Annotated in this window: 25 protein-coding genes; 9 read left to right on the top strand and 16 right to left on the bottom strand. The window is 71.7% G+C overall.

Annotated features, from left to right (window positions below; all coding sequences use genetic code 11):
• Positions 1–29: 29 nt before the first annotated feature.
• Together A6035_RS14885 and A6035_RS14880 are read right to left on the bottom strand one after the other, a co-directional pair.
• Positions 30–629: a TetR/AcrR family transcriptional regulator gene (locus A6035_RS14885; RefSeq protein ID WP_108848567.1), complete on the bottom strand. Its 600-nt coding sequence runs from the start codon at positions 627–629 to the stop codon at positions 30–32.
• Between the two features lie 189 nt (positions 630–818).
• Positions 819–2,060 carry a fatty acid desaturase family protein gene (locus A6035_RS14880; RefSeq protein ID WP_108848566.1) on the bottom strand — a complete coding sequence of 414 codons (1,242 nt, stop codon included), beginning with the start codon at positions 2,058–2,060 and terminating at the stop codon, positions 819–821.
• Positions 2,061–2,361: 301 nt separating this feature from the next.
• Here A6035_RS14880 and A6035_RS19210 point away from each other — a divergent pair, with 301 nt between their 5' ends.
• On the top strand, positions 2,362–2,490 hold the full coding sequence (locus A6035_RS19210; RefSeq protein ID WP_268817647.1) for a hypothetical protein: 129 nt from the start codon (positions 2,362–2,364) through the stop codon (positions 2,488–2,490).
• 92 nt (positions 2,491–2,582) lie between these two features.
• Here the strand turns inward: A6035_RS19210 and A6035_RS14875 are convergent, their stop codons facing one another.
• Complete coding sequence (locus A6035_RS14875) at positions 2,583–3,443, bottom strand: mycofactocin-coupled SDR family oxidoreductase (protein ID WP_108848565.1); 861 nt, start codon at positions 3,441–3,443, stop codon at positions 2,583–2,585.
• A gap of 101 nt (positions 3,444–3,544) precedes the next feature.
• On the opposite strand from A6035_RS14875, the gene A6035_RS14870 reads away from it, so the two are divergent.
• A complete protein-coding gene (locus tag A6035_RS14870) occupies positions 3,545–4,873 on the top strand; it encodes an NYN domain-containing protein (protein ID WP_108849309.1) in 1,329 nt (442 codons plus the stop codon).
• Positions 4,874–4,886: 13 nt separating this feature from the next.
• Here A6035_RS14870 and A6035_RS18845 read toward each other — a convergent pair whose 3' ends face one another.
• From A6035_RS18845 to A6035_RS14845, 6 genes are all read right to left on the bottom strand, one after another.
• Positions 4,887–5,222, bottom strand: coding sequence for a hypothetical protein (locus A6035_RS18845; protein ID WP_244192459.1), 336 nt, complete (start codon positions 5,220–5,222; stop codon positions 4,887–4,889).
• 23 nt (positions 5,223–5,245) lie between these two features.
• Complete coding sequence (locus tag A6035_RS14865) at positions 5,246–6,526, bottom strand: DUF222 domain-containing protein (RefSeq protein WP_244192458.1); 1,281 nt, start codon at positions 6,524–6,526, stop codon at positions 5,246–5,248.
• A 182-nt stretch (positions 6,527–6,708) separates the two neighbouring features.
• The gene (locus A6035_RS14860; RefSeq protein WP_108848564.1) at positions 6,709–7,203 is read right to left on the bottom strand and encodes an SRPBCC domain-containing protein; all 495 of its coding nucleotides are present in this window, start codon (positions 7,201–7,203) and stop codon (positions 6,709–6,711) included.
• A gap of 35 nt (positions 7,204–7,238) precedes the next feature.
• Complete coding sequence (locus tag A6035_RS14855) at positions 7,239–8,480, bottom strand: alpha/beta hydrolase (RefSeq protein WP_108848563.1); 1,242 nt, start codon at positions 8,478–8,480, stop codon at positions 7,239–7,241.
• A gap of 39 nt (positions 8,481–8,519) precedes the next feature.
• Complete coding sequence (locus A6035_RS14850) at positions 8,520–9,482, bottom strand: PspA/IM30 family protein (RefSeq protein ID WP_108848562.1); 963 nt, start codon at positions 9,480–9,482, stop codon at positions 8,520–8,522.
• A gap of 46 nt (positions 9,483–9,528) precedes the next feature.
• Positions 9,529–10,980, bottom strand: a complete 1,452-nt coding sequence (locus A6035_RS14845; RefSeq protein ID WP_108848561.1) for a hypothetical protein — start codon at positions 10,978–10,980, stop codon at positions 9,529–9,531.
• Positions 10,981–11,399: 419 nt separating this feature from the next.
• On the opposite strand from A6035_RS14845, the gene A6035_RS14840 reads away from it, so the two are divergent.
• From A6035_RS14840 to A6035_RS14820, 5 genes are all read left to right on the top strand, one after another.
• The gene (locus A6035_RS14840; protein ID WP_108848560.1) at positions 11,400–12,194 is read left to right on the top strand and encodes a hypothetical protein; all 795 of its coding nucleotides are present in this window, start codon (positions 11,400–11,402) and stop codon (positions 12,192–12,194) included.
• 82 nt (positions 12,195–12,276) lie between these two features.
• Entirely contained in the window at positions 12,277–12,804 is a 528-nt protein-coding gene (locus A6035_RS14835) for an NUDIX hydrolase (protein ID WP_108848559.1), read from the top strand.
• A gap of 32 nt (positions 12,805–12,836) precedes the next feature.
• The gene (locus A6035_RS14830) at positions 12,837–13,463 is read left to right on the top strand and encodes a hypothetical protein (RefSeq protein WP_108848558.1); all 627 of its coding nucleotides are present in this window, start codon (positions 12,837–12,839) and stop codon (positions 13,461–13,463) included.
• A gap of 71 nt (positions 13,464–13,534) precedes the next feature.
• On the top strand, positions 13,535–14,092 hold the full coding sequence (locus tag A6035_RS14825) for a copper chaperone PCu(A)C (protein ID WP_167400738.1): 558 nt from the start codon (positions 13,535–13,537) through the stop codon (positions 14,090–14,092).
• A complete protein-coding gene (locus A6035_RS14820) occupies positions 14,085–15,356 on the top strand; it encodes a Dyp-type peroxidase (RefSeq protein ID WP_108848556.1) in 1,272 nt (423 codons plus the stop codon). The genes A6035_RS14825 and A6035_RS14820 overlap by 8 nt, the downstream gene beginning before the upstream one ends.
• A 195-nt stretch (positions 15,357–15,551) precedes the next feature.
• On the opposite strand, the gene A6035_RS14815 is transcribed toward A6035_RS14820, so the two are convergent.
• From A6035_RS14815 to A6035_RS14800, 4 genes are all read right to left on the bottom strand, one after another.
• Entirely contained in the window at positions 15,552–16,517 is a 966-nt protein-coding gene (locus A6035_RS14815; protein WP_108848555.1) for an SGNH/GDSL hydrolase family protein, read from the bottom strand.
• Between the two features lie 85 nt (positions 16,518–16,602).
• Positions 16,603–17,706 carry an SGNH/GDSL hydrolase family protein gene (locus A6035_RS14810; protein ID WP_108848554.1) on the bottom strand — a complete coding sequence of 368 codons (1,104 nt, stop codon included), beginning with the start codon at positions 17,704–17,706 and terminating at the stop codon, positions 16,603–16,605.
• Between the two features lie 106 nt (positions 17,707–17,812).
• Positions 17,813–18,859 (bottom strand): beta-ketoacyl-ACP synthase III, encoded by a 1,047-nt coding sequence (locus A6035_RS14805; protein WP_108848553.1) that lies wholly within the window; start codon positions 18,857–18,859, stop codon positions 17,813–17,815.
• A 179-nt stretch (positions 18,860–19,038) separates the two neighbouring features.
• Positions 19,039–20,037: an SRPBCC family protein gene (locus tag A6035_RS14800; protein WP_244192457.1), complete on the bottom strand. Its 999-nt coding sequence runs from the start codon at positions 20,035–20,037 to the stop codon at positions 19,039–19,041.
• A gap of 44 nt (positions 20,038–20,081) precedes the next feature.
• Between A6035_RS14800 and A6035_RS14795 the strand changes: the two genes are divergently transcribed.
• Both A6035_RS14795 and A6035_RS14790 read left to right on the top strand, forming a co-directional pair.
• Positions 20,082–21,428, top strand: a complete 1,347-nt coding sequence (locus tag A6035_RS14795; RefSeq protein ID WP_108848552.1) for an MFS transporter — start codon at positions 20,082–20,084, stop codon at positions 21,426–21,428.
• A complete protein-coding gene (locus A6035_RS14790; RefSeq protein WP_108848551.1) occupies positions 21,425–22,225 on the top strand; it encodes a fructosamine kinase family protein in 801 nt (266 codons plus the stop codon). Before A6035_RS14795 ends, A6035_RS14790 begins: the two co-directional genes overlap by 4 nt.
• 267 nt (positions 22,226–22,492) lie before the next feature.
• On the opposite strand, the gene A6035_RS14785 is transcribed toward A6035_RS14790, so the two are convergent.
• The 3 genes from A6035_RS14785 to A6035_RS14775 all read right to left on the bottom strand — a co-directional run bounded on the left by A6035_RS14785 (position 22,493) and on the right by A6035_RS14775 (position 26,526).
• Positions 22,493–23,767, bottom strand: coding sequence for a PQQ-dependent sugar dehydrogenase (locus tag A6035_RS14785; RefSeq protein WP_235026609.1), 1,275 nt, complete (start codon positions 23,765–23,767; stop codon positions 22,493–22,495).
• Positions 23,768–23,861: 94 nt separating this feature from the next.
• Positions 23,862–25,085: a PQQ-dependent sugar dehydrogenase gene (locus tag A6035_RS14780; protein WP_108848550.1), complete on the bottom strand. Its 1,224-nt coding sequence runs from the start codon at positions 25,083–25,085 to the stop codon at positions 23,862–23,864.
• Between the two features lie 121 nt (positions 25,086–25,206).
• The gene (locus A6035_RS14775) at positions 25,207–26,526 is read right to left on the bottom strand and encodes a PQQ-dependent sugar dehydrogenase (protein WP_108848549.1); all 1,320 of its coding nucleotides are present in this window, start codon (positions 26,524–26,526) and stop codon (positions 25,207–25,209) included.
• Between the last annotated feature and the right edge of the window lie 40 nt (positions 26,527–26,566).

Below are 26,566 nucleotides of genomic sequence, written 5' to 3'. Positions count from 1 at the left end.
GCCGCCAGGCTGGCGACGCCGGTTGGCGGCTAGCGCCGCAGGCCGAACAGGTTGCGGGGGCCGCGGTGCTCGTGCCGGGCGAGCACCGCGCCCAGCAGCTCGGCGTCGTGTTTGGCGTCGACCTCGGCGCCCGCCAGCCGTCCGACCGTGCGCTCCCACAGCAGGCCCTCGTAGACCGTGAGCAGGTCGACGGCGGCGGTGGCGGGATCGCGCAGCCCGGCAGCGTCGAGCGCACCCACCAGATCGCTGGGGTCGAGGAGGGACGCCACGAGGTCGGTGGTGTCCGCCTTGCCGGCCAGCTCGACGATGAGCGCCGACCGGGCCGCGAGTTCACCGCGGTAGTCCTCCAGCAGTCCTTCCACCATGCGCGTGAGCGTCGACAGCACCTCGTCGGCGTTCGACGACGCGAGTTCCTGGATGCCCGAGACCTCGACGAACCCGCGCAGCAGCGAGGTGAGCCGGTCGACGGTGAGGGAGAGCAGCTGGGCGCGGGTGCGGCAGTAGTAGGAGGTGGAGCCGGAGGGCAGTCCCGCCTCCGAGTCCACGGCGCGGTGGGTGAGCGCACGGACACCGTCCCGCGCCACGACCTCGATCGCGGAATCGGCGATGAGCATCCGCCGGTCCTCCATGGGGGCTCCCGTCGTCGTTGTGTCTCCGGTGACCGGCTCGACCGCTGTAGCGCCGGTACGCCTACCGTCCCGCTGACTCGAGCGCAAGCCTATAGGCGACCCACACTGCGGGGCGCCGAAATCAGCGACGCCCCGGCACCGGATCGCGGTGCCGGGGCGTTGCCGGTCGTGACGGGGTCGGGGGCCTCGTCAGGCCACGGCGACGACCTTGCGCGCCCGCCGGCGCGCACGGTGGTGCTTCAGCGCGGTCTTCAGACCCGCTCGCTTGCCCTCCGGGGCGGGCAGCGGCGCGGGCAGGTCCTCGAACATCCGCTCAGAGTGGGTCTCGGGCGCATCGTCCGCGGTAGCGCGCAGCATGTGGTTGGGCAGCGACAGCTTGGCGATGGTGCGCCAGGTCTTGGCGTACTGCACCGGCAGCGGCCCGGCCACGTACGGCAGGTCGTACTTGTCGCACACGGCGCGCACGCGCAGCGACGCCTCGGACAGGCGGTTGGACGGCATGTCCGGGTAGATGTGGTGCTCGATCTGGTACGAGAGGTTGCCGGACATGAAGTCCATGACAGGCCCGCCGGTGATGTTGGCCGAGCCGAGCATCTGCCGCAGGTACCACTCGGCCTGCGTCTCCTCCTGCACGTTCTTCTTGGTGAACTTCTCCGCGCCGTCGGGGAAATGCCCGCAGAAGATCACCGCGTTGGTCCACACGTTCCGGATGCCATTGGCCACCAGGTTGGCGGTGGCGGTGCGCTTCCAGCCCTTACCGGACAGTGCCGGGTAGAGCACGTAGTCCTTGATTAGCTGACCGGACGCCTTCTTGGCGAAGAGCTTGAGCTTGCGCTTGGTCTCCCCGCGGTCGTCACGGCCCATGGCGACCTTGCCCAGCTCGAGGTGCTGGATACCCACCCCCCACTGGAACAGCAGCGCCAGGGCCGCGTTGTAGGCGAGGTTGCCGTAGAAGAACGGGCTCCAGCGCTGGTCGCGGGTCACGCGCAGCAGGCCGAACCCCACGTCGTCGTCCATGCCCACGATGTTCGTGAACTTGTGGTGCAGGTAGTTGTGGGTCTGCTTCCAGTGCTCCGACGTACCGACGATGTCCCACTCCCAGGTGGTGGAGTGGATCTCCGGATCGTTCATCCAGTCCCACTGCCCGTGCATGATGTTGTGCCCGAGCTCCATGTTCTCGACGATCTTGGCGACGCCGAGCGCTCCCGCGCCGACCGCCCAGGCGGTGCGGTTGCGCGAGCCCACGAGGAGCAACGCGCGCGCCGCGACCTCGAGGCCACGCTGGAAGCGGATGGTGTTGTGGATGTAGGCGGCGTCCCGCTCGCCCAGGGAACCGATGATGTCCTGACGGATCTGCTCGAGCTCGGCGCCGAGTGCCTCGACGTCGTTCTCGGTGAGATGCGCGAACTCAGGGATTTCGGTGATTGCCATGAAGCTACGGTACCGTAACTTACGGTCGCGTAGGTAAGTCCGGTTGCGTGGGTCACAGAAATGGTGTGGGGTTAATCGACTCGGTGCCCCGCCGTCTGCGGCGCCCCCGGTTCTGTTCGTGGACCTCGGTAACGCCCTGGCCTGCGCGGAACGCCGACGATATCCCAGATGATGTCACGGTTGTGTAACGTCGGGCGGGTTCGCGACGACATAGAGGTCGTCGCGTAGGGACCACGGATACGACAGCGCCTAACGCGGTACGACCCAGTACGCACCAGCACGACAACCGAGGGGACACACCATGAGCAACGCCAACGACTTCTTCCTGCGCGCCATCCAGCCGGTCATCGACATCTTCTGGTCCCTGGTGTGGAGCGCCACCGGGTCGACCCTCAGCGTGCCGCGTCCGACGAGTCCTGAGGCCGCCTGATCTCCCAGGCCGGGCTCTCCGCCCGGCCGCACACGAAGGCCCGTCCCTGCTGTCGAGGGGCGGGCCTTCGTGTGTTCTGAGGTCGGTCGGGCTCAGAGCCCGAACTTCTCGCTACCGCCCAGGTCGACGGGGATCGAGGCGCCCGTGATGCCGGCGCCCATGTCGCTGCACAGGTAGAGGGCCATGGACGCGATCGCGGACGGCTCGACCCACGGCTGGGGCATCTGGGTCATGCTGCTGTAGGTCTCCGCGGTGTCCTCGAGCGTGGTGCCCTTGCCGCTGGACATCATCTCGATCATCGAGGGGTTGTCGATCATCGGGGTGCGGACGTTGCCCGGGTGGATGGAATTGCAGCGGACGTTGGAGAAGCCGAGCTCTCCGGCGAGCGCCTTGGCCAGACCGCGGACGGCCCACTTCGAGGTGGCGTAGCTCCCGGTGAACGAGCCGCCGCGCAGGCCCACCATCGAGCTGATGAGCACCACCGAGCCGCCGCGGCCGGTGGCCAGGATGTGGGGGATCGCCACCTTGGTGGTGATCCAGGTGCCCTTGAGGTTGATGTCCATGGTGCTGTCCCACTCCTCCTCGGACCGCTCCCAGGTGGCGCTGGGCTGCGGCGAGACCCCGGCGTTGGCCACCACGAAGTCGAGGCCGCCCAGTTCGGCGACCCCGGCGTCGACCGCCTCCTGCATCCCCGGCAGGTCGCGGACGTCGACGATGCCCGTGACGCAGCGCCGACCCAGCGCCCGCACCGCCTCGGCGGTGGCCTCCAGGTCCGCCGGCTCGGCCATGGGGTAGGGGACCGTGTCGATGTCCCGGCACAGGTCCAACGCGATGACGTCACAGCCCGAGGCGGCGAAGGCCTCGCAGTGCGCCCGTCCCTGACCTCGGGCTGCGCCGGTCACCAGCACGACCCTTTCGGTCAGATCGGTTGAAGTGGTGGCGGGGTGCGACATGGTGAAGCTCCTGACGATGAACGGCGGCGGACCCTGCGGGGCCAGCCGACCTGCGGCATGCTTGAAGTCAACGTAAACAGACAGAACAGGTAGTGGTCATCATGCTTGAACGGACACTCGTCCTAGTGGATACGTCCTATCTACTGGCAAGTTTCTACAATTCCTGGGAGGAGGGTGCACGAGGTCAGCTGGAGATATCACTGGCCACGGTCGTGCACCGTTTAGACCAGGTCGCCCATAGCCTCGTGGATCAGCCCGTACAGCGGCAGAACTGGTACGACGGCATCCCGGACTCCGGACCGCACCGGTATCAACGCACTCTGCGTGTTATCGAGGGTGTCCAGCTGCGCGCCGGGCAGCTGATCGAGTGGGGCGAACGCCGCACCCAGAAGGCCGTCGACACCCTCCTCGTCGCGGACATGATCCAGGCCGCCTACAAGGGGCATTGCTCGGACATGGTGTTGGTCACCGGTGACGCCGACATGATCCCCGGAGTCCGGGTGGCCGTGGACGCCGGCGTACGCATGCACCTGGTGGGTTTCGGCTGGGACTCCATCTCGTCGGCGCTGCGCCACACCTGCGACACGACGACGGTGCTTGACCCCCGCACCGACTTCCACGACGCCATGCAGATCCGCGTCCTCGAGGGGCCGATACCGCCCAAGGTGCGCACGCCGACGGCCTCGCCCGCCCATCCGGGCGAAGACGGACATGACCCGGACACGCACGAGTCGGTGGACCTGATGGAGGTGGACCTGCGGGCAGACCGCGCCGCCGCGACCTCCGTCGCCGACGAGACCCGGCTGACGATCGCTGACGAGGAACGCGCCGCCGACGCCGAGGAACTGGCCGCCGACGAGCAGGAATGCGCCGCCCGGGTCGAAAGCCAAGACGACGGCCAGGAGGCCGAGGCCGGGCTGCCCGGGCAGGACGCCGCGACGCCTGTTTCGCGGCCGGAGGAGTCATCTGCGGTCACGCCTGCTGACCTGGCGCCCAAACCGGGCCCGACGCCGCAGGCTTCGCCTTCGCCCGCCGATCACGCCGGGTCGGTCCAGAAGTCCTCGGCCGCGGGTGGGCCGGCGAACGGGTCTTCGCGGCCGAACCCGTCGATGATGGCCCCTCACCGTCGCCCGCTGCGGTCCAAGTTCGTGCCGCTGCCCGAGGAGGTGTGGACCTCCTCCGGTGAGCAGACACCCTTCGACGTCGGGCAGCAGTACGCCACCTGGTGGTACGAGCAGGCTGCGACCGAGGCTCAGCGCGACGAGGCCCACCTGCTGTCCGGCGGGGTGCTCCCCCCGGCTATCGACCGTCCGCTCCTGCAGTTCGCCTGCCAGATGCTCAACGAGTTCACTCTGACCGAGGCGCAGCGCGTCCGACTGCGCGACGGATTCCACGAAGGGATTCGCGCGGTTCTTCTCAAGCACCGCTGACAGCCCTCGCCCTCTAGAAGGGCGGTGTGTCGGTGTCGGTGGTGGGGTGGCTGGTTGTGGGTGGTGGTGTGGTGGTGTTGGCGGCGCGTTCGGCGGCCAGGCGTCGGGCGCGTCGGAGCCAGTGGGTGGCTTGTGGTCGGGGGTCGAGCCAGGGCCGGCGGGGTGGGGCGCTGGTCGCTTTTGGTTCGGGTTCGGGTTCGGGTTCGCGTTGGCGCCAGCGGGCCAGGGGTCCGGTGGGGTGGGTGGTCAGGGTGTGGCCGGTGTCGGTGGTCACGGTCAGGGTGCCGTCGGGGGCGAGGTGGTAGTGCCAGCCGTGGAAGGTTTTAAAGCGGTGGTGTTGGCGGCACATGATGGCGAGGTTGGCTTCGATGGTCAGGCCGCCGTTGTCGGGGTCGGTGTGGTTGAAGGGTCGGATGTGGTCGATGTCGCAGTCCTGGGCGGGTACGGAGCAGCCGGGGTGCGGCAGGTGCCGTCGCGTAGGCGGATGCGGTGGGCCAGTTCGGTGCTGATGCGGTAGCGGCGGGCTGTGGTGGGGGCGTCGGCGGTGCCGGGTTCGGTGTGGGGCACGGTGATGGTGGCGCCGACGCTGCGGGACAGCAGTTCGATGAGGGCCTCGATGGTGGCCGGGCCGCCGCGGGGGAGGTAGACCTCGGGTTCACCGTCGGGGCCCAGGGGTGCGAGCACGGTGATGGTGGGGCGGACCTGGGTCGCCGGGCGGCGGGCTCCGGCCCGCGCGCCATCGCGTGTGCCGGTCTGCACGTCGGCGGGTGTGTCTGCCGTGGCGTCGCCGCGGGTGAGGTCGCCGGGCTGGTCGGCTGTGTCGGTGGGGTCGGAGTCGAGGAAGGCGGCGACGAGGGCGTCGGCGCGTAGTTCGTCGATGCTGCGGATGTACTCGGCGTCGAGGGTGTCGGTGCCTGCGCGGGCGGCCTGCAGGCGGGCCTGTTTGTCGCGGGTGGCCTGCTCGGTGGCGGCGCGGTGCAGGACCTCGTAGACGGTGGAGGCTTCGGCGGCGGTCAGGTGGGCTGTGAGGTCGGCCATGCCGTCGGTGCCGCGGCGGAGGCGGATGTGGCGTTCGCGGGTGGCGGCGGCGCGGCGGGCGCGGACGCCGGCGGGGTCGTGATCGGTGATGATGCGGTCGAGGGTGCCCAGGATGGCCTCGCGTCCGGGGCGTGTGCTGGCGGCGATGGCGGCCATGAGCCAGTCGATGACCTCGCGTTGGACGGCGCCGCGGTGGGCCGAGTCCACGGTGCGCATCTGGCGGGCGAGCAGGGTGGCGGTGTCCTCGTCGAGGCGGCCGGTTTCCATGGCCTCGACCAGGGTGGGGAAGCGGGTGATCAGGGTGCGAGCCCGGGTGAGCAGGGTGCGGGCACGGTTGTTGTGCACGCCGTAGGCGGCGACGATCTCGGCGCAGGCGATGTGGAAGGGGTCGATGACGGCGTGTTCGGGTGTGAGGTCGACCTGCGGGTCGTATCCGGCGGCCAGGTCGCGTCGTTCCTGCTCGTCCTCGCAGACGGTGTAGAGGTGGTAGCAGGCCCGGAGGCGGGCGGCGGCGGCGATGTTCTCGGCGTAGAGGGCCTGCACGGCGGCGGCGCCGGCCGCGGCGATGGCGGGACAGTCGACGGAGCCGCCCGGGTGCGACTGTGCTCGCGTCATCGGCCGTGCCCGCCCCCTCGCGTGTGTGGGTGTGATCGCCGCCCGACCGGGCGACTATCGCTCGTGTGTTCGATCAAGTGAACACTAGCAACCCACTACGACACGATGGGGTTCCAACTCGTCTACCCGTGGCGAGAGGGCAAGGGGTGCCGGGCGGTGAGGGCGCGCCGGGCGGTGAGGGACTAGCCGCCGAGAAGCTCCCGGTAGTGCGCGGCCAGGCCGGGGTGGTAGTCGGGGCTGAAGTCGAGCGCCTCCGGATCCCGGCCCGCCTCGGCCTCGACCAACCGGTCCAGATAGAAATCCCACCCGGGACCGATGTCGGACGCGGACTGGGCGTCTGCGATGTCCTGTTCCAGGGAGACGACGACCTCGTCGTCGTCGCCCTCGATCCGTACGGTGACCACCCACCCGTCCGGACCGAGTCTCAGGACGAGGAGTTCGGGCGCCTCGCACCGCACCACCTCGACGGTCTCGGACGGCGCGCCCTCCTCGGCCGACATGGTCATCTCGATGGTGCCGCTCGCCGGATCGCCCGACCATGTGCCGATCCACCGCGCGGTGCGCGTCGGGTCGGTGACGGCCGCCCACGCCTGCTCGCGGGACAGCGACAGGCGGCGTGGGAACACCACCGCACCCGTCGGGGACAGGTATCCGGAGGCCGTGGGCGTGGTCGACATGGCGACTCCTCGCTGGTGGAGGGCGCGTGCGGCGGTCAGCGCAGCGCCGGCATCAGCGTATCGCGCATCGGGGCCACGAAACGGCCGAAGTTGTCCCAGTTGTGCAACCCCGTGGGCAGGTAGTCGATGCGTGCGTCGATGCCGAGCTCGTCGAGTCGCCGGTCCATCTCCACGGTGCAGGCGTGGGTGGCCATCTCCAGGCCCGCACCCTGCGTGAACCGCAGCAGGTCGCGGCCGTTGCGGTCCCACTCGGTGGCATCGGGCATGCCGGTTGCCGTGGCGAAGTACAGAGCCTTGCCCGCTAGCTCGTCGGCGTTGAGCAGACCGTCGTTCTCGAGGTAGTCGGGGTCGGTGCGCGGGCCCCACATGTTGGCGATGTTGCCGCCGCGGGTCTCGGCGACGATCTTGGCGAGGATGAACCCGAGGTCGTCGCGTGCGGTGTAGCAGCCGGCGATCGCGCCCACGGCGTCGTACAGGTCGGGGCGCCGCTCGGCGATGGTCACCGCGCTCGCCGCGCCCATCGACAGTCCGGCCATGCCGCGCTTGCCGGTGAAGGGCAGGGGTTCGACGTTCAAGTGGCCGGGCTGTGTGTCGGCCTCGAGCAGCGGCGGCAGCTCGTCGGTGAGGAAAGTCTGCCACTTGTTGCGGCTGAGAACCGGGTCGTCCCGCTGCCAGTCGGCGTGGAGAGAGCCGTCGGCGCGTGCGGGCATGACGAGCGTGACGTGCTCGCCGGCGAAGGTCCGCTCGACGCCGCCCGGGAGGAGCCAACCGCTGGGCGAAGGCGAGTCCACGCCGTCGAGCAGGTAGAGCATGGGCGCCGGCGCGTCCGAGGCCGGGCGCCAGATCTCCACCGGCAGCACGCGGTTCATCGACTCGGAGGCGACCCACCAGCGCTCGAACCGGGGGTCGCCGCCGGCGACCAGCGGATCACCGATCTCCACCCGGCGAACCTCGGAGACGGTGACGGGCTCGGACTCCATCCCGATAGGCGGGGTGGCCGACGTGTTCTGCGAGCCCGTGCCCAGCGGAGGGAGGGTGCCCGAGCCCACCAGCGAATCCGTGCCGGTGGAGCCCGTCGAACCGACGGTCGCCGAGCCGGCGGCCGCGCTCGAGGGGTCGACACTGCCTCCGAGGGAGCCCATCACCGAGCCGATGTCCGGCGTCGAGCCGCCCGGCAGCGACTGCGCGGCGGCGGGCGCGACCGCGCCTCCGACGAGGGCGGCGGCGAGGGCCGGGACCAGGAGTGGGAGGGCGTGGGAACGGCGGAGTCTGCGCACCGATCAACGATAGATCGCGGATCCGGTCCGCGGGGGACGTTACTCCCTGGTGTCGCGGGGCAACGTCGGCCCCGAGAGGTCTTCGGGGCCCGGCTGATCGGTGGCCTCGTCGGGGTTGCGCGGGGCCTCGGGGTCCGCCTGCTCGGGCGCGCCGGCCGGATCGGCCGGATCGCCCTGGCCGGGCTGCTCGCCCGAGGCGCCGGCCTGTCCGCCCGAGGCGCCGGCCTGGCCGCCACCGTCCGTCAGCTGACGATCGGCGCCCGCATCGGACCCGGACGCCAGGCCCATCGACGCGCGGATCTGCTCGAGCTTCGACTTGCCCTCTGACTCCCGGGTGAAGGCGGCGGCGTCGAGCTGGGCGGTGGACGGGGCACCGGTGGCCTCGGCGAGCTCCTGCTTGCCGAGCGCGGTGGTGTAGCGGCCCTCGATCTTGGCGCGGATCTCGTCGAATGTCGGGGAGTTGCCGCCGCCGGCGCCTTGCAACGAGGCCATGGACTCGGTGGAGCGGTGCTGCATCTCGGCCTGAGTGGCCTGCAGCAGCAGCTGGTCCTCCTGCGCGAGCGTTTCACGCAGCCGCTGCTCGGACTCCTTGACCGCCTGCTTGGCCTGCTCGGCGGCCTGGACCGCCTGGCCGTGGAGCTGGCGGGTGTTCTCCAGGTCCTGCTCCAGCGCCACGAGGCGGCCGGCGAGCTGCTCGGCCTGGTCGTCGAACTGCTGGGCCCGGGCGGTGTCGCCCTCGGCGCGCGCCTGCTCGGCGACCTGCAGGGTCTGACGGATCTGGCCCTGCACCTCGTCGAGTTGGCGCGCCTTGGTGCCCATGGCGATCTCGAGCTGCTTGGCGTTGCCGATCACCGCGGCGGCCTGGTCGGAGACCGACTCGTGCTGCTGGCGGGCGTTGTTCATGGCCTGGTGGACGAGCACCTTCGGGTCCGCGTTGTCGTCGACCGACTTGTCCAGCGAGGCCTTGAGGTAGTTCCAGCCCTTGGCGAAGGGATTCGGCATTGCGGCGTCCTTAGGTCTCTCGGCGTTGATACGGTGCGGCGTGCTCCTACCTCTTGACGGTACCGATCAGCGCGGCCACCGGCAGGGCTGTCCGGGGAAGGTAGGGCTGACGCCACAATCCGCCGGATGCGGCGCCGGACGACTCGTGCTGCCACTGCACGTCGACCTGCGGGCGACCCACGTGAAGGTCGTGGACCAGCAGCGCCGCGAGCAGGGCGGAGGAGGTGTCGGGCTCGAAGATCTCGATGCCGAAGGCGTAGGCGCCCTTGTAGGTGCTGGCGAGGATCTTGTTCTTGGTGACCGAGTAGGTGTCGGTGGCGGGCGCGACGTTGACGGAGACGGTGTGGCCGTCGGCGAACGCGGTGGTGGCGCGCCAGCGCTGGACGCGCTTGGCGAGGGTGTAGTTGGGGCCCTGCTGGGGGACCAGTGCGTCGTGGACGGCGGGGCCCTGACCTGCGGGATAGTTGCGACAGAACAGCTTGTGGCGGGTCAGCGCGCCGACGACCCGCTTGATGTCGGTGATCTTCCGGGACGCCAGCGCGGCCGCGGCGGCGTCGCGGACCTCGGCGGGGACGACGAACGTGTCCATCGGCGTGGCGAGGTAGGCCAGCGCGGTGGCGGTGTTGTCGCCGAGGAGGTCGACGACGAGGGCGTCGGCCGCGGACGAGAGCTGGACGTGGGTTCCACCGTCCGCGTAGAAGTAGCTGCCCACGGTGAGCGGGGCGGGCGCGGCGGCTCGGGCCCACGCGGCCAGTTCGGGGAGCTGGGTGAGCAGGTCGATCCCGGGGCGCCCGTCGGCGTCGGTGGGGATGTGCAGGCGACCGGCGAAGGTGGAGGCCTCGGCGCGGAAGCGGTCCCACGCGGGGCTCGACGGCAGGTCGACGCCCAGCACGTCGGCGCCCCACCGCAGGAGTCGGCGGGCGGGCCCCATCTCGGAGCCCAGGCCCAAGACGAGCATGGCGCGGCCGGGGAGTGAGAGCCAGTCGGGGTTGTCCTGGACGAGTTTCAGTGCGTCGGCGCAGCTGGGTTCGATGACGCCGGCCGCGACCCACCTGTCGAGGCGGGCGCGGAGGAGGTCGCCGGTCAGTTCCTCGCCGCGGAAGGGGATGGAGAGCTCGCGGACGGGGGTCGCCGTGCCCTGGATGGTCTCGGTTCCGGGCGTGGACGTGGGGGTGACGACGGCGAGGTAGTCCTTCATCGGGGTCTCCACCAGTTGGCCGTCCGCTTCTTGCACGCCGACCATCCGGGACTGCAGTGAGTCGAGCGCTGCTCGTGCGACGCCGTCCCAGGCCGCCGGGTCGGAGACTCCGACCCGCACGAGCTCGGTGAAGGGTTCGATGTAGCCCTTGCGCCAGTCCTTGATGCTGTGCACGCGTTCGGCTGCGGACGGGTCGACGGTGGCGAGTGCGTCGGCGACGACCTCTTTGGCCAGTCGACCGGTCGAGCGGTTCCCGGCGGAATCGGTGGGGAAGAGGACTCCGGTCGTACTCGGTGCCATGACGCTCCTGGTTGTTGGGGACAACACGAGGTTAACCTCAAGTTTGTCGATTTTGGGCGCCGTGTGTCGACCGGCGGGGGAATCCGCCCAAGGCACGAGCGGAAGAAAGTTCGTTTAACTTTGGGGCTGCCATCGTGGTTTCATTAAAGAAAGCCAATTGTGCGGGCTCACCATAAGGTGTGGTGGGCGGCCGACAAGCCCTGCATGAGCGCGTTCTGGCCAACTGAATTGCGTGGCTGGACAACTGCTGCATCTTGGACCAGTTCTCCGCCGGGTGCCGATGCTGTGTAACAGGCCCGAGGTTTCTGTCGACAAGCTGAGCGTACGATCCAATTGCGGGTGGTTCAAGCCACCCGCTGGACCGGCGAGGAGGGGATCCGAAGCGCCGGGCCGTCAACGACTACAGGAAGGCAATTCCTATGAAGAACGCAAAGCGGATGATGGCCGTTATCGCGGCCTCCGGCCTCGTGCTCGGCGCCATGCCGGGTATCGCCAACGCGCAGAGTGCCGAGCTCGGCCTCAACCTCGGCGGGGGCCTTGGTTCTTCCGGTGCCGGTGCCGGCGGCGGCCTGGACCTCGGAGCCGCCCTCGGTTCCACCGCTCCGGCTACGCCGGCCAGCGGCTCGCTGGCTGACTTCGGTTCGGCGGCCGAGGGCGAGACCGGTGGGGACGCGGCCAGCGGCTCGCTGGCTGACTTCGGTTCGGCGGCCGAGGGCGAGACCGGTGGGGACGCGGCCAGCGGCTCGCTGGCTGACTTCGGTTCGGCGGCCGAGGGCGAGACCGGTGGGGACGCGGCCAGCGGCTCGCTGGCTGACTTCGGTTCGGCGGCCGAGGGTGAGACCGGTGGGGACGCGACCAGCGGCTCGCTGGCTGACTTCGGTTCGGCGGCCGAGGGTGAGACCGGTGGGGACGTCGCTACGGGTTCCCTGGGCAGCATCACCGGCTCCCTCGACCCGGAGGAGGGCGACGACTTCGACTTCGCCGGTTCGCTGGAGGGTCTGTTCGACTTCGAGTCCGGTTCGGCGGGCTCTGCGGACGAGACCACTCCGGTCGATCCGCCCGCGACGCCCGCCCCCGGTGCCGGCGGCTCCGTCGCCGATCTGAACCTCGACACCGAGACCCTCCTCGCGCTCGGCTCGCTCGCCGGCGCCGGCATCGCGATCGGTATCGCCGTTAACGGTGGCATCGAGCTCCCGGCCCTGCCGACTCTCTGATACCTGCCCGAACCATGATCCCCGCCGACCGTGTGGTCGGCGGGGATCGCTGCATTTCCCGGGTCTGGATACGCTTTCCGTCATGACCATCCCGGACTTCGTCCTCGAGCTCCGCCGCCACGTGGGGACCACTCCGCTCTGGCTGGCCGGCGCCACCGCCGTGATCCGCGACGCCGCCGGCGAACGGATCCTGCTCGTCCGACGCAGCGACAACGGATGGTGGACCCCCGTCACCGGCATCGTCGATCCTGGGGAGCACCCGGCCCACACCGCGGTCCGGGAAGCGCGCGAAGAGGCCGCCGTCGACATTCGCGTCGACCGCCTCGCCTCCCTCGGTGTCTCCCGAATGGTCACCTACTCCAACGGCGACCGAGCGCAGTACATCGACCACACCTTCGCGTGCACCTACCTCGGGGGCGAGCCGCACCCCGCAGACGGCGAGAACACCGACGTCCGCTGGTTCGCGGTCGACGGCCTTCCCGAGATGAGCGCCCACATGCTCGCGCGCATCGACGCGGGCCTGGCCGACGAGGAGCGCACCCGACTGGCGACCACCACCGAGGGCACGGCCGCGGAGGGCACGACCGCAGAGGGCGCCGCCGCCGGATAGGTCCTGTCGTAGGGCCAGCCTAGAATCGGATTATGTCCGCCGACCGCCTGCGCGCCGAGGTCCCACCCGCGGTGACCGCGGTCGTAGGAACCGTGGTCGCACTGGTCAGCGGCGTGTTCGGCATCAGCGCCCACGGCCTGGCCGCCGGTGCCGCGGCGGGCCCGCCCACGTCGGGGCAGATTCTCATGGTCGCGGCCGCCAGCGCCGGTGTCGGTGCGGTCACCGCGGCCCTCGCCCGGCATCGATCCCCGGTCCTCACCTCTGCGGGCGGCCTCATCGCGGGCCAGGGGATCGTCCACCTCGTGCTGGCCTCCGGGCACTCGCACGGCGCGGCCGGTCCGCTCGGTCACCACGCGACGGACCCGGCGGCCGTGCGTGCGGCGATGGACGGCGTCGGCCTCGACTCGGCGGCCTCCGCGTCGGCGCTGTTCACCCCGTCGATGCTGGGCGCCCACCTGGCCGCGATCGCGACCACGCTCGCGCTCGTGGCGATCCTGACCGGGACGCTGTCCTGGCTGGCGGCCCGGGTGTTGCCCACTCCCGTGACGGCTCATCTCGTCGTCGTCGCCCGGCTCCTGGCCTCCTACGACGCCGACGTCCCGCGCGGACGGTACCTCCGGGCCCGCGGGGGGACCCGGGCTCCGCCCGTGGCCGTGTGATCTCACCTGTTCACGCCCCGGCGCGCCGCATGCCGCCGGGCAAACACACACGCCACCAAGGACTCACACCCATGCGTACCCACACCCGTGCCGCCTTCGCGGCGGCCACCGCCCTCGCGCTCGCCCTCACCGCCGCCTGCGGCGCCGACGACGCCGCCACCGCCGACGACACCGCCGCGGAGAACGGCGCCACCACCGTGAACTTCGACGACGGCTGGGCCAAGGCCACCGACACCGAGATGTCCGGCGTCTTCGGCACCATCCGCAACCCCGGCGACACCGACCTGCACCTCACCGGCGTCGACGGCGAACTCGGCGGCAGCACCGAACTGCACGAGACCGTCCCCGGCGGCAGCGGCATGATGATGCAGGAGCGGGAAGACGGCTTCGTCATTCCCGCCGGCGGCGAGCTCATCCTGGAGCCCGGCGGCAACCACATCATGTTCATGGGCCTCGAGGAGCCCATCACCACCGGGCAGCAGATCACGCTGACCCTCGAGTTCGACGGCGCCGAGCAGGACGTCACCGTCTTCGCCCGCGACTTCCAGGGCGGCGAGGAGGAGTACGTCGGCGGCGAGCACGGAGGCTCGGGCCACGAGGCGGACGGAGGCATGAACCACGATGGCTGACCAGGCCCGACGCGGTCTGCTTCGGCGCGGCCTGTCCCGGCGGTCCGTGCTCACCGGCGGCGTCGCGGCCGTGGTGGGTGGCGGCGTCGTCGGGGGAGCCGCGGGCTACGCGGGGCGGGGTGTCGTCGACGACGACGAGGCGATCGCCGACTGGAAGACGGTCGCCGACTCGCGGGTCGTGGGGACCACCACGGAACCGTTCCACGGCCCGCGCCAGTCCGGCATCACCACGGCACCGCAATCACACGCGGCGTTCGTGGCGTTCGACATCGTCCCGGGAGCGACGCGCACCGAGATCCAGGGCGTTCTGCGTGCCTGGTCCCAGGACGCCGCTCGCCTCACCCAGGGGCGGGGCGGCCTGGCAGACCTCGAGCCCGAACTCGCCGAGGACCCGGCGCGTCTCACCGTGACGATCGGGCTCGGGCCGGGATTCTTCGACGCCGCCGGGATGCCGGAGAAGCGTCCGTCGTGGCTCGCGCAGTTGCCCGCGTTCCCGGAGATCGACCAGCTCGAGGACCGCTGGTCGGAGGGCGACCTGCTCCTGCAGATCTGCGCGGACGACCCGCTGATCGTGTCGCACGCCGCCCGGATCCTCGTCTCCGGGGTGCGGGGTGTCGCGCGGCAGCGGTGGGCGCAGCGGGGCTTCCGCAAGGCCGTCGGCACCGACCCCAGCGGGCGGACGCAACGCAACCTGTTCGGGCAGATCGACGGCACCGAGAACCCGCGGCCGGACGACGTGGACTTCGACCAGATCCTGTTCTCCGACGGCAGCGACCAGCGCTGGATGCGGGGCGGATCGTCGCTGGTGCTGCGGCGCATCCGCATGACCATGGACACCTGGGAGGAGATCGACCGCACCTCCCGCGAGCTCAGCGTGGGCCGGCGGCTCGATACCGGCGCACCGCTGACGGGCGCGGAGGAACACGATCCGCCGGACTTCCAGGCCGTCGACGACGTGGGCCTGCCTGTCATCCCGCCGGAGTCGCACATCGCGAGGGCGCGGCAGCGCACTCGCGGGGAAGCCATGCTCCGGCGGCCGTACAACTACGACGACCCGCCGGAGGGCGGCGAGATCAGCAACTCCGGGCTGCTGTTCACCGCCTACCAGGCCGATCCGGTGCGCACGTACATTCCGGTCCAGCAGCGGCTCGCGGAGCAGGACGCGCTCAACACGTGGACCATTCCGATCGGCTCCGCCGTGTTCGCGCTCCCGCCCGGCGCGCCCGAGGGCGGTTACGTGGGACAGACGCTGTTCGAGGGCTGACGCCGGACGGGGCGCCGTCGCCGGTGACTCGGCGACGGCGCCCCGTCATGTCAGGCAGTCCGCTCCCGCGCGTGCCCGCTCGGCGCACAGCCGCCCCTGCCGATGGCGTCTCGCTCGCCCCGCGGTGTGTGCGAGACGCCATGCCGAGGAGCGGCTGCAGGAGCTGGCCGCGGCGGGCCGGGCTGTCGGCTCGCGTCAGAGCGCCGCGGCGATCGCGGCCGCCATGGCCTGCTGGCCGAGAGCGGTGGGGTGGAACGGCGCCGCATTGTTCTGGGAGCCATCGGCGAACACGACCCATCGCTCGTCCACCGAGGCGCAGCCGCTGCGGTCCGCGTCGTCGACGGGCAGCACCGAGATATGGCCGTTGCGGCGGGCCGCCTCGTCGACGGCGTCGTTGATCTCCTGGGTGATCTCGCGGGCCCACTCCAGGTTCTCGTCTCCGATGAACTGGGTGAATGCACAGCCGTCCTCGCCTTCGGCGGGCATCAGGGGCAGGTACTGGGTCGCGATCACCGCGGCATCGGGCGAGCGCTCGGCGATCTCGGCGTAGATATCATCGACCGCTCCGCCGGGGCCGTAGATGTCGTCGATGGCCCCGGACACAGTGGCGCCCAGCTCACTCTCGCAGTCGCGGGGGGAGCCCGGCAGTCCACCGGTGATGCACTGGACGATCGAACCGAAACCCACGTCGTTGCCGCCGATGGACAGCGTCACCAGATCGGTGTCCTCGTCGAGGGCGTCCAACTGGGGCGCAACTCCGGCGCGCTGCGGTTCGAACAGGTCATCTGTCACGGCGCCGCCGCAGCTGGCGTCGGTCAGCTCGCCGACAGCCGGGTTGGCGTCGAGTTGATTGGGGTAGTTCGCCAGGCTCTGGCCACAGCCGACAGGACCGTCAGCGGGCTCGGTGTCGTCGCCCAGCGCTGCATACGAGTCACCGAGCGCGACGTATTCGGGGTAGGCAGGTTCGGCGAGGGAGCCCAGCGACCCGGCGATGCTGCCCGGGATCTCGTTGGTCGTGCCCAGCGAGCTCACGGCGATCGCGCCGTCCGGCTGGGCAGTGGACTGGGCGGCCGCGGCGGGCGTCGCGACGAGCGCGGCGGCAGCAGCGAAGGCGAGGGATGTGGTGAGGGGGCCGCGTCGGCGGCGATGAGGAGTCGACATGATCTCAGTGTCTCCTCAGCGCCGCCGGTCCGAGCGGCGATCGGCGTAATTGGACAGATGTCCGCGAGCGTGACCAGTCGGACGCTCAGGCGTCGGCGAGCGCCGCCAGCACGCGGTCGGCGACGTGGGCGTGGCCGGCCGAGGTCGGATGGACCGGGACCGCGCCGGTCTCGAGCCCGGTGAAGTCGACCCAGCGGGTCTCGGGCGAGGTACACATCGAGTGTCCGGGCTCGTCCGGGATCACGACGGTGACGCCGTTGCGCTCGGCGGCGTCGCGGACGACGCGGTTGATGCTGTCCTGGAAACCGCGCACCTTGGCGCGCTCCTCGGCGCTGATCACCATGAACGGCGCACACGACGGAGACTGCCGGACGATCGCGTCATCCTCCGGAACGGCCGCCAGGTACCCGATCGTCACGACGCGGGCGCGGGGCGCACGCTCGGAGATCTCGGCGTACACGCCGTCCAGGCGCTGGTCGAGACGCTCGAGGGCCTCGGCGGCCTGCCGGTCGATCACGTCGGAGCAGCCGGTGGTGGGGTCGAAGCCCTTCGACAGGTTCCCGGTCGCCCCGTCGACGAGCGGTAGCAACCCGGGAGCGGTGTTGGGCCGCAGCGCGCAGGCCACGATCACCGCACCGAAGCCCACGTCGTTGCCGCCGATCGTCATCGACACCAGGTCGGTATCGGCGTCGAGGGCGTCGAACTGGGGAGGAGCACCGGTCCGGCCGGCCGCCCGGAAGTCGTCGACCACCGCACCGCCGCAGGTCGCGTTGACGAACGTACCCACGCCCAGTTCGCGGGCCAACGCGGTGGGATAGGCGTCGGAGGTACGCACGCACGCGACCGGCCCGGCGCCCCACGCGCCGGGCGCGATCCGGCCCACGGCAGCGTACGAGTCGCCGAGCGCCACGTACTTCGACGGGCCGGTGCCCGGCCCCGCCATCACCGAGGGGCCCAGGCCAGTGCCCGTGACCTGACCGGCGACCCCGGCGCCGAGGGTCTGGACGGACCCGCCGGCGGCCTCGAGCGGAGTCGTCTCCGGCGTGATCGGAGCCGGGATGGCGGGCGCGGCGCCGGCAGGCACAGCTCCGGCGGGGGAAGCCAGCAGCGGGGACAGCAGGACGGCGGCGGCCGCGGCGGCGCCGGCCACCAGGCGGCGCGACGGGCGGCGGAGAAGAGACGTGCGCATGGGCCAACTGTCTCATGAACGCATGTCTAGTTGTGTGCCCTCCCTGGGCCGCGTGGTGGCCGGCGGTGCCACGGCCTGTCGCGCCTGACGACGCGAGTCGGCGCCGTTAGTCCGCGGGCGGGGCCGCCGGGAGACGGACGACCTGGCCAGCGTAGGACAGGCCCGCGCCGAAGCCGATGCACAGGGCGATCTCGCCCTCCTTGGCCTGCCCCTCGCGGAGCATGGTCTCCATCGCCAGCGGGATCGAGGCGGCCGAGGTGTTGCCGTGTTGCTCGATGTCGTTGGCGATCGCCACGGTGTCCGGCAGGCCCAGGTGCTTGGCCATGGCGGAGTTGATGCGGCCGTTGGCCTGGTGCGGGATGAACGCCTGGATCTGGTCCGCGGTCACGCCCGCGGCCTCGAGCGTCCGGGCGGACGCCTTGGCGATCTGGACCGCGGCCCAGCGGAAGACCTTCGAGCCGTCCATGACCAGGAAGGGCGCGGGAGCAGGAGCCTTCTGGGTCTCGTCGATGTACTCGCGCAGGGTCTTGGTCAGAGTGATCGCCTCGGACTGCTCGCCGTCGGAGCCCCACACGACCTGGCTGATGTCGTTGGTGTCCGAGGGGCCCACCACGACGGCGCCGGCACCGTCACCGAAAATGAAGGCGGTGTTGCGGTCGGTCCAGTCGATGCCCTCGCTCATGCGCTCGACACCCACCACGATCACGTAGCGGGCACCGCCGCCGCGGACCATGTTGGACGCCACGGCCAGGCCGTAGCCGAAGCCCGAGCAGCCCGCCGTGATGTCGAACGCCGCGATGCCGTTGCGCCCGATGTTCTGCGCCACCTGCGGGGCGGCGTGCGGAACGTAGGTCTCGTAGGTGGAGGTGCACACGATGAGAGCGTCGACCAGCTCCGGATCGATCCCCGCCGACGCCACGGCCTTCCTGGCGGCCTCGGACGACATGAAGATGACCGACTCGTCCTTGTCGGCCACGCGACGGTTGAGGATGCCGGACCGCTCGTAGATCCACTCCGAGGTGGAGTCGATCTTCTCGCAGATCTCCTCGTTGCTCACCACACGACGCGGTCGGTAGGCGCCGATGCCCATCAGAGCCGTTCCGGGCGAGCCCTCGCCAGCTGCGATGGTCACGGTGTCGTTGGAATCCGCCATAAGCGATCTTGCTCCTCGTCGGTGTACGGCTCGTGGGAGGTGCACGGCTCTTGAGAGGTGCACGGCTCGTGCTGACCGCAACCCTACTGCGATCCGAGACTAGATCGTCTTACCAGACCGCGATGTTTCGGCCGTCCACCCGTGTCACCCCCGCCGGGCCCGGGGCCGGCCGAGCCTCCTCAGGCGCCGATCAGTCCCTCGAGCCACGCGCGCCAGCGCGGCGCCTCCCAGGTGGGCGTGACGTCGACCGCCGCGGCACCCAGCGGACGGCCGTCGCCGCCGGGCGCGTCGACGTACTCGTAGACCCGCAACGCCAGCGCCGCGCGACCGGCCGCGTCCTCGTGCGTCTCGCCCGCCGGGAAGGCGAACAGCTCGAGCATCCCGTCGACGGGCGCGGACAGGATGAGCGTGCGCGACGCCTCCGACTCGGTCACGACGATGCCGCCCACCTCGCCGGAGCGGGCCACCACGCCGTTTCCGCCCGCGCCGCCGCCCGCGTCGCCACCCGGGTGGCCGCCGACGCCCGCCGCCGGGGCGATCAGCTGCGACGTCACCCGGGCCCACAGCTCGGGCACCGTCTCGTCGACCGGATCGGTGGCCGCGTCCACGGTCACCACCCCGTCGGCCGGGCGATGGGTCAGCCGGTGGGCCAGCACCGTCAGCGCCTGCGCCCACCCGTCGACACTGCCCGACACCGACTGTCCCGCCAGTTCCCCGCCGGAGCCGAACCCGGACCGCAGGGTGAGCACGCTGCCGCCCTCGCCGTCGTCGACCACCTCACACGACGTCTCCCACGGCGGCACGGGCACGCCCTCGCCCATCCAGTCCCGCTCCACGTAGGCGAAGACGCCCGGCGCGCCCGCGGTGGGCGGCGAGTACTCGGTGATCTCCCCGACGGTCGCGGTGAGCATGGCCTCGGCCGCGGCCTCCGGGCCGGTCGTGGGATCCGCCGCGCCCGGGTCGGCGAACTGCACGATCCGTCCGCCGACCCGCGGTTCCATCGCGCACGAGACGAACCACGACGCGATGCCCTCCGCGGTGGCGACCGCGTCCCACACGACCTCCGGCGCGACCGGCAACGGCACACTGCACACCACACGGGTGCTGCCGTCGTCCGTCCGGACCTCCGCCGTCACGTCGTACATGTCCCGCTCCCACCCGTCGGTCGACCGCTCCACGCGCACAACGCTACCGCCGCACCCCGGGCCGTACCCTGGCGGGCGTGACCTCGACGAGCGTTCCCGACGACGCGGCCCGCACCGCCGACGTCCGGGGGCCGATCGCCGCGACCGCCCTGCTCTTCGCCGCCAACGGCGCGATCTTCGGCGCGATCGTGCCCCGCCTGCCCGACCTCAAGAGCGCCCTGGACCTGGGCGCGGGGGAGTTCGGGCTGGCGATGGCCTGCTACCCGGCCGGCGCGCTGGTCGGCGGGCTGCTCACGCCCGCTCTCATGCGGCGCCGCTCCGACGGGGCCGTCGCCGTGACCATGATGGTCGGCGCGTCCGTGGCCGCCGCGCTCGTGGGGTTCTCGCCCGTCGTGGCCGTGTTCGCCGCGCTGCTGTTGGTGTTCGGCGTGTGCGACGCCATCACCGACGTGTCCATGAACGCCCACGGGATCCGCGTGCAACTGCGCCACGGGCGGTCGCTGATCAACCGGTTCCACGCGCTGTGGTCGCTCGGGGCGGTGCTCGGCGCCGCGGGCGGGTCGGTCGCCGCCGGCGCCGGCGCGTCCGTGCGGATCCAGATGATCGGGGCCGCCGTGGTGTGTGCGCTGGCCGCCGTGGCCGCGTACCCGATGCGGCTGGGCCCCGCCGCCGCCGAGGACGAGCGGGGCCGTGACCTCGACACCGTGCTCGATGACACCGCGCTGGCCGACCCCGGGCCACGCGACGCCGGCTCGCGTGCCGCGGCCGGCCGCCGCCTCCCCGGCGGCCGCGCGCTGCTGCTGTTGATCGCTCTCGGCCTGTTCGCGTGCTGTGCCGAGCTCGTCGAGGACTTCGCCCAGACCTGGTCGGCCCTCTACCTGCGCGAGACCACCATCGCCGGGGCGGGGCTCGCCGGGCTCGGCTTCATCGCCGTGCAGGGCGCGCAGCTGGCCGGCCGCGTGAGCGGTGACGCCCTGGTCGAGCGCTTCGGCGCCGCGCGCCTCGGCCGTGCGGGCGGGCTGTTCGTGATGGTCGGCGCGGGCGCGGCGTTCGTCGCGTCGTTCACGCTCGGCGGCCCGGCCCTGCTGGCGGTTCTGCTCATCGGGTTCGTGCTGGCGGGCTGGGGGATCGCGACCGTCATCCCGGGCGCGATGGTCGGCGCCGACTCCGTGCCCGGCCTGGCCCCCGGCGCCGGGCTCGCAGTGCTCAACTGGGTGATGCGCCTCGGCTTCCTCGCCTCGCCGCCGCTCGTCGGGCTCATCGCCGAGGTCGCGGGCCTGCGCTGGACCGTGACGCCGATGATCGTGGGGGGCGTCCTCATCGCCGCCCTGGCCGGGCCGCTGCTCGGCCGCGCCGACCGCACCCCCGACGACCGCACTCCCGCCGACCGCGCCCCTGCGCGCGAGAAGGAGACCATGACGTGAGCGCCGATGTGTTCGTCAAACGCGGCTCGGACCACGGGCCCGACTTCTTCCGCCACGAAGCCGCCGGACTGGCGTGGCTCGCCGCGGCCCCCGGCGGGCCGCGCGTGGTGGAGGTGAAGGGGGTCGACGACGACGAGATCGCCCTCGAGAAGATCCCCGCGGGTCGCGCCACGGCGGACGCGGCTCTGCGGTTCGGACGGTCGCTCGCGGCGATGCACGACGCGGGTGCGGCCGCCTGGGGCGCACCCGCCGACGGCTGGGCTGGCCGGTGCTTCATCGGCAACCGTCCCCAAGAGTGCACGCCCACCGACTCGTGGGGCGAGTTCTACGCCGAGCAGCGGGTCCGGCCGTTCGTGCGCATCGCGGCGGATCTGGACGTTCTCGGCGGTGCCGACCTGGCCGCGGTCGAGCGGGCCTGCGACCGCGTAGCCGCCGGCGAGCTCGACCACCCCGACGACACTCCCGCCCGCGTCCACGGCGACCTGTGGACGGGCAACGTCCTGTGGGCGGCCGGGGGCGGGGCCGGCGCGGCGGGCGACGGCGTCGAGGCCGTGCTCATCGACCCCGCCGCGCACGGGGGCCACCGCGAGACCGACCTGGCGATGCTCGCCCTCTTCGGCGCGCCGCACCTCGAGCACATCCTCCGCGGATACACCGAGGCCCACCCCCTACGCGACGGCTGGCGGGAGCGGGTCCCGCTGCACCAGCTGCACCCGCTGGCCACGCACTCGGCCGGGCACGGCGCCGGCTACGCGGTCGCGCTGGCCGACGCCGCCCGAAAGGTGTTGCGCCTGTAGCCAGACGGGCGCCAGGCGCCCCATGGACGAGTCGTTGAAACCCGGAGCGGTTCACAAGGCGAAGGTCGACCCGGTGATCTCGCTGATCCTCGGCTGGTGCGCTCGGGACGGGGATCTTCGCCGGGTACGTCTTCGTGATCCCGGGGGCTGGCCGCGGTCTCCATCGCGGACCTGCTGGAGCAGCCGGGTGGCCCCGGCCCGTAGGCCGCGGGGAGACCCTGGCCGAGGGGACGACGAGGTATACCGCGGGCCGGGGTCTCTGGGGGCCTACCGTGCTGCGGCCGGGCTGACCCGGAAGACCTGATCCCGGTTGTCGGCGTCGGAGGTCGTCACCAGCAGCGAGCCGTCCGGCTCGGGGGCGATCGACCGCAGGCGGCCGAAGTCGCCCTCGAGGAGCACCGACGCGTCGACGACCGAGCGACCGTCCTCTCCGAGCCGGAGCAACACCAGCTTCTGCGTCTTGAGGTTGGCCATGGCCAGCGCGCCCTCCCACTCACCCCACTCGGGACCCAGGAACTCGATGTCGGCGGGCGCGAGAGTCGGGGCGCCGGACGACCAGACCGCGTTGATCGCGTCGGGGAACCTGACGGTGTCAGTCATGGGCACGTTCTGGTTGTACTGGCCGCGGATGTTCGGGTTCCAACCGTAGTTCCCGCCGGGCTCGAGCAGGTTGACCTCGTCGTCGACGTCCGGGCCGTGCTCGGCGGAGTAGACGCGCCCGGAGTCCGGGTCGATCGCCAGGCCCTGGACGTTGCGGTGGCCGATCGTGTGGATCACCGAGTCGCCCGACGCCGGATCGCCCTCGGGGGTGATGTGCAGGATCTTGCCGGCGAGCGACTCGGGGGACTGCGGGCCGGTGGGGCTCTGGGTGTCGCCGGTGCCGACGTAGATCGATCCGTCGGGGGCGGTGAGAAGGCGGCACCCGCTGTGGATACCGGTCGCGCCGAGCGGGATCCCGGTGAGCGTGTCTCGTTCCCACGTCATCGTGGACCAGTCGTCGGCGGCGCGGAACGTGCTGATCCGGTTGTCGCGCTGGCCGCCGGCCGCCCGCGACCAGCACACGTGGATCTCGCGGTTCTCGTCGAAACCCGCGTCCACGGCCATGCCCATCAGCCCGCTCTCGGACTGCTGGAACAGGCCCGGCAGGTCGATCGAGATCTCGCGCTGCTCCTCGCCGGGTCGCTGCACGACCATCCGGCCACCGCGCTCGCCGGTGAGGATGGTGCCGTCCGGGGTGCGGACCACGTCCCACGGGACGTTCAGGCCCTCCATGACGGCTTCCGTCTCGACCGCCGGGCCGTCGACGACCTCGACGCCCTCGCCGGCGCCGATGCCCGGGGTTGGCGGGAACAGCAGGCCCGGCGGGACGGAGCCCGTGTCCACCGACCCGGACGAGCCGGGCCCGAGGGATCCGAACTGGGCGGAGGCCACGGCGGGGAGGGCGAGGGTGACGGCGGTGGCAGCGGCGGCGAACCCGACGACGGAGCGGGCGCGGGAACGGGCGGTGGCGCGGGACGCGCGGCGAGCAGAGCTGTACGGCACGGGGGTCTCCCTGAGGGTGAGGGCGCGAATAGTGTTGCGGCCCACAACATATGCGGGATGCGGCACCGGCGGTACCGGACCGGGCGCCCGCGAGTCAGCCCGCTGCGGGGCGCACGCGCAGGATCTCGTCCTCGCCGCCGCCGTTGGAGGTGGTCACCAGCAGCGACCCGCCGGGCTCCGGGGTGATCGACCGGAGGCGACCGTGCTCTCCGCGCAGGATCGCGGCCGTCCGGGTGACGGAGGTGCCGTCGTCGGACAACGTCATGAGGACGATCTGACTGGTCTTGAGCATCGCCACCGCCAGGGCTCCGTCCCATTCGCCCCACGCGGCGTCGTCGAGGAACGCGATCCCGCCCGGAGCGAGCGTCGGCGCCCCCGATCGCCACGACGCCCCCACAGCCTCGGGGAAGGCGCGGGCGTCGGTCATGGGCACGTTCTGGTCGTACCGCCCGTCAGAGCCCGGGTTCCACCCGTAGTTGGCTCCGGGGACCACGAGGTTCACTTCGTCGTCGACGTCCGGCCCGTGCTCGGCGGAGACGATCTGTTCGGAGTCCGGCCGCAGCGCCAACCCCTGCACGTTGCGGTGTCCGTAGGTGAGGACCCGCGAGTCGTCGATGGTGTCGTCGGCGGGCGCGCCGGTGCGGGTGACGTGCAAGATCTTGCCCGAGAGCGAATCGAGGTCCTGCGGAGCCGGGCCGGTGAACGCGTCGCCCGTGCCGATGTACAGGGTGCCGTCTGGGTGGGCGAGGATGCGGCAGCCCGAGTGCAGGCCTCGCTCGGCCAGGAGGATCCCGTCCACGAGGACCCGCGGTGAGTCGAGGGCGGACCAGTCCTCGGCGGCGGTCCACGCGGTGACGCGGTTGTCGCCCGCCGCCGCGTCGGAGTGGCAGGTGTACACCTCGCGACTGGTGGCGAAGTCGGCAGCCAGGGCGATGCCCATCAGACCGCTCTCGCCCCGGTCGTACACCTCGCCGACGTCCGCCTCGACGACGGTCCGCTCACCGCCCTCGCGAATCGCGTGCAGGGTGCCCGAGCCCCGCTCGCCGGTGACGATGACGCCCTCGGGATCACGGACGACGTCCCACGGAATCGTCAACCCGTCGGCGACCGTCTCCACCTCGACGGCGGGGCCGGGCGGGAGCGGCCGCCCTGAGCCCGGCGACCCGGGCGCACCGGTACTCGCGGAGCTGCCGGAGCCGCCACCGGTGCCACCGCCGCCCGGATCGGCGGTCGTCGAGCAGGCGGTGAGCGTGACGGCCGCCGCCGCCACGAGGGCGGCCAGCCGGGCGGGCGGGCGCGGAACGTCGATGCTGGACACAGCTACTCCTGGGCCGGGCCGTAGGCGAGGGACCCGGTGGGGATCCCGGTCCCTCATGCCGCCGAACCTATTCGACCCGCGGCCCGTGCGACACCGGAAACCGGGCCCGGTCAGCGCCCGGTCACTCGCCGACTGCTGGCCGGATCCGCAGTACCTTGTCCTGGCCGTTGCCGTTCGAGGTGGTGGCGAGGAGGGTGCCGTCCGGCTCCGAGGTGAGGGAGCGGATGCGGCCGTGCTCGTCCGCGAGGATCTCGACGGTGTCGGTGACCGCGAGCCCGTCGTCGGAGAGCCGCATGAGGGCGATCCGCTTGGACTTGAGCATCGCGACCGCCAGCGCGCCGTTCCACTCGCCCCACGAGGGGTGGTCGAGGAAGGTGATCCCGCTGGTGGCCCAGGTGGGGTCTCCCGAGGACCACACGGCCTCCATCGCGTCGGGGAACTTCTCGAGATCGGTCATCGGTGAGGCGTCGTCGTGGTCACGCGGGATACCGGCCCGGAGCGGATCCCACCCGTAGTTCTTCCCGGGCAGGATGAGGTTGATCTCGTCGTCGACGAGCGTGCCGTGCTCGGCCGAGTAGATCCGGTCGGTGCCCGGCTGCAGCGCCAGACCCTGCAGGTTGCGGTGCCCGTAGGTGAGGATGCGCGGATCGGTCCCCTGCTCGCGGATCGTGTCGTCGGCGGGGGTGCCGTCGCGTTTCACGTGGAGCACCTTGCCGCCGAGCGAGCGCATGTCCTGCGGGACCGAGCCGTGGAACGTGTCGCCGGTGCCGATATAGAGGGTGCCGTCGGGATGCGCGAGGACCCGGCAGCCGGAGTGATGCCCGATGTCCTGCCGTGCGATGCCGGGCACGATGACGTCGATCTCGTAGAGCCGGGACCAGTCGTCCGCCGCGCGCCAGGCGGTGACCCGGCTGTCCCCGATGGTTCCGTCGGGCTCCGGCGCGGGGAAGTTGACCGAGTGGCAGGTGTAGACCTCGCGGCTGGTGGCGAAGTCGTGGGCCAGCGCGATGCCCATGAGTCCGCTCTCGCCGCCGTTGAACAACCGGCCGAGGTCCGCCTCGACGTCCGACCGGGTGCCGTCGGGGCGGGCCGCGACGATCCCGCCGGTGCCGCGTTCGCCGGTGACGACGACGCCGTCCGGGTCGCGCACGACATCCCATGGGATCGTCAGACCGTCCAGCACCACCTCCACCTCGACCGCGGGTCCGGCCTCCAGCGGCGGCGGGAGGGTGTCACCCCGCGGGCCCGCCGAGCCGAGCGATCCCGCCGAGCCGAGCGACCCGGTGTCCACCGAGCCGACGGGCGGGGCGGGGACGCTGCCCTGCGCCAGGGCGGTCGCGGGTACCGCCACGCTGACGGCGGCGGCGGCGGTCGCCACCCCGGCGAGCAGCCGGGCGCGCAGGACGGATCGGACGGGGCGACGCTCAGGTGGATAGGGCACGAGAACTCCAGAGTCGGGGGACACGAGACAGGGGACGCGA

The organism is Dietzia lutea (assembly GCF_003096075.1).
GTDB lineage: Bacteria > Actinomycetota > Actinomycetes > Mycobacteriales > Mycobacteriaceae > Dietzia > Dietzia lutea.
Note: the sequence above shows the minus strand (reverse complement) of the source record. Positions and strands in the feature narration are given on the sequence as shown.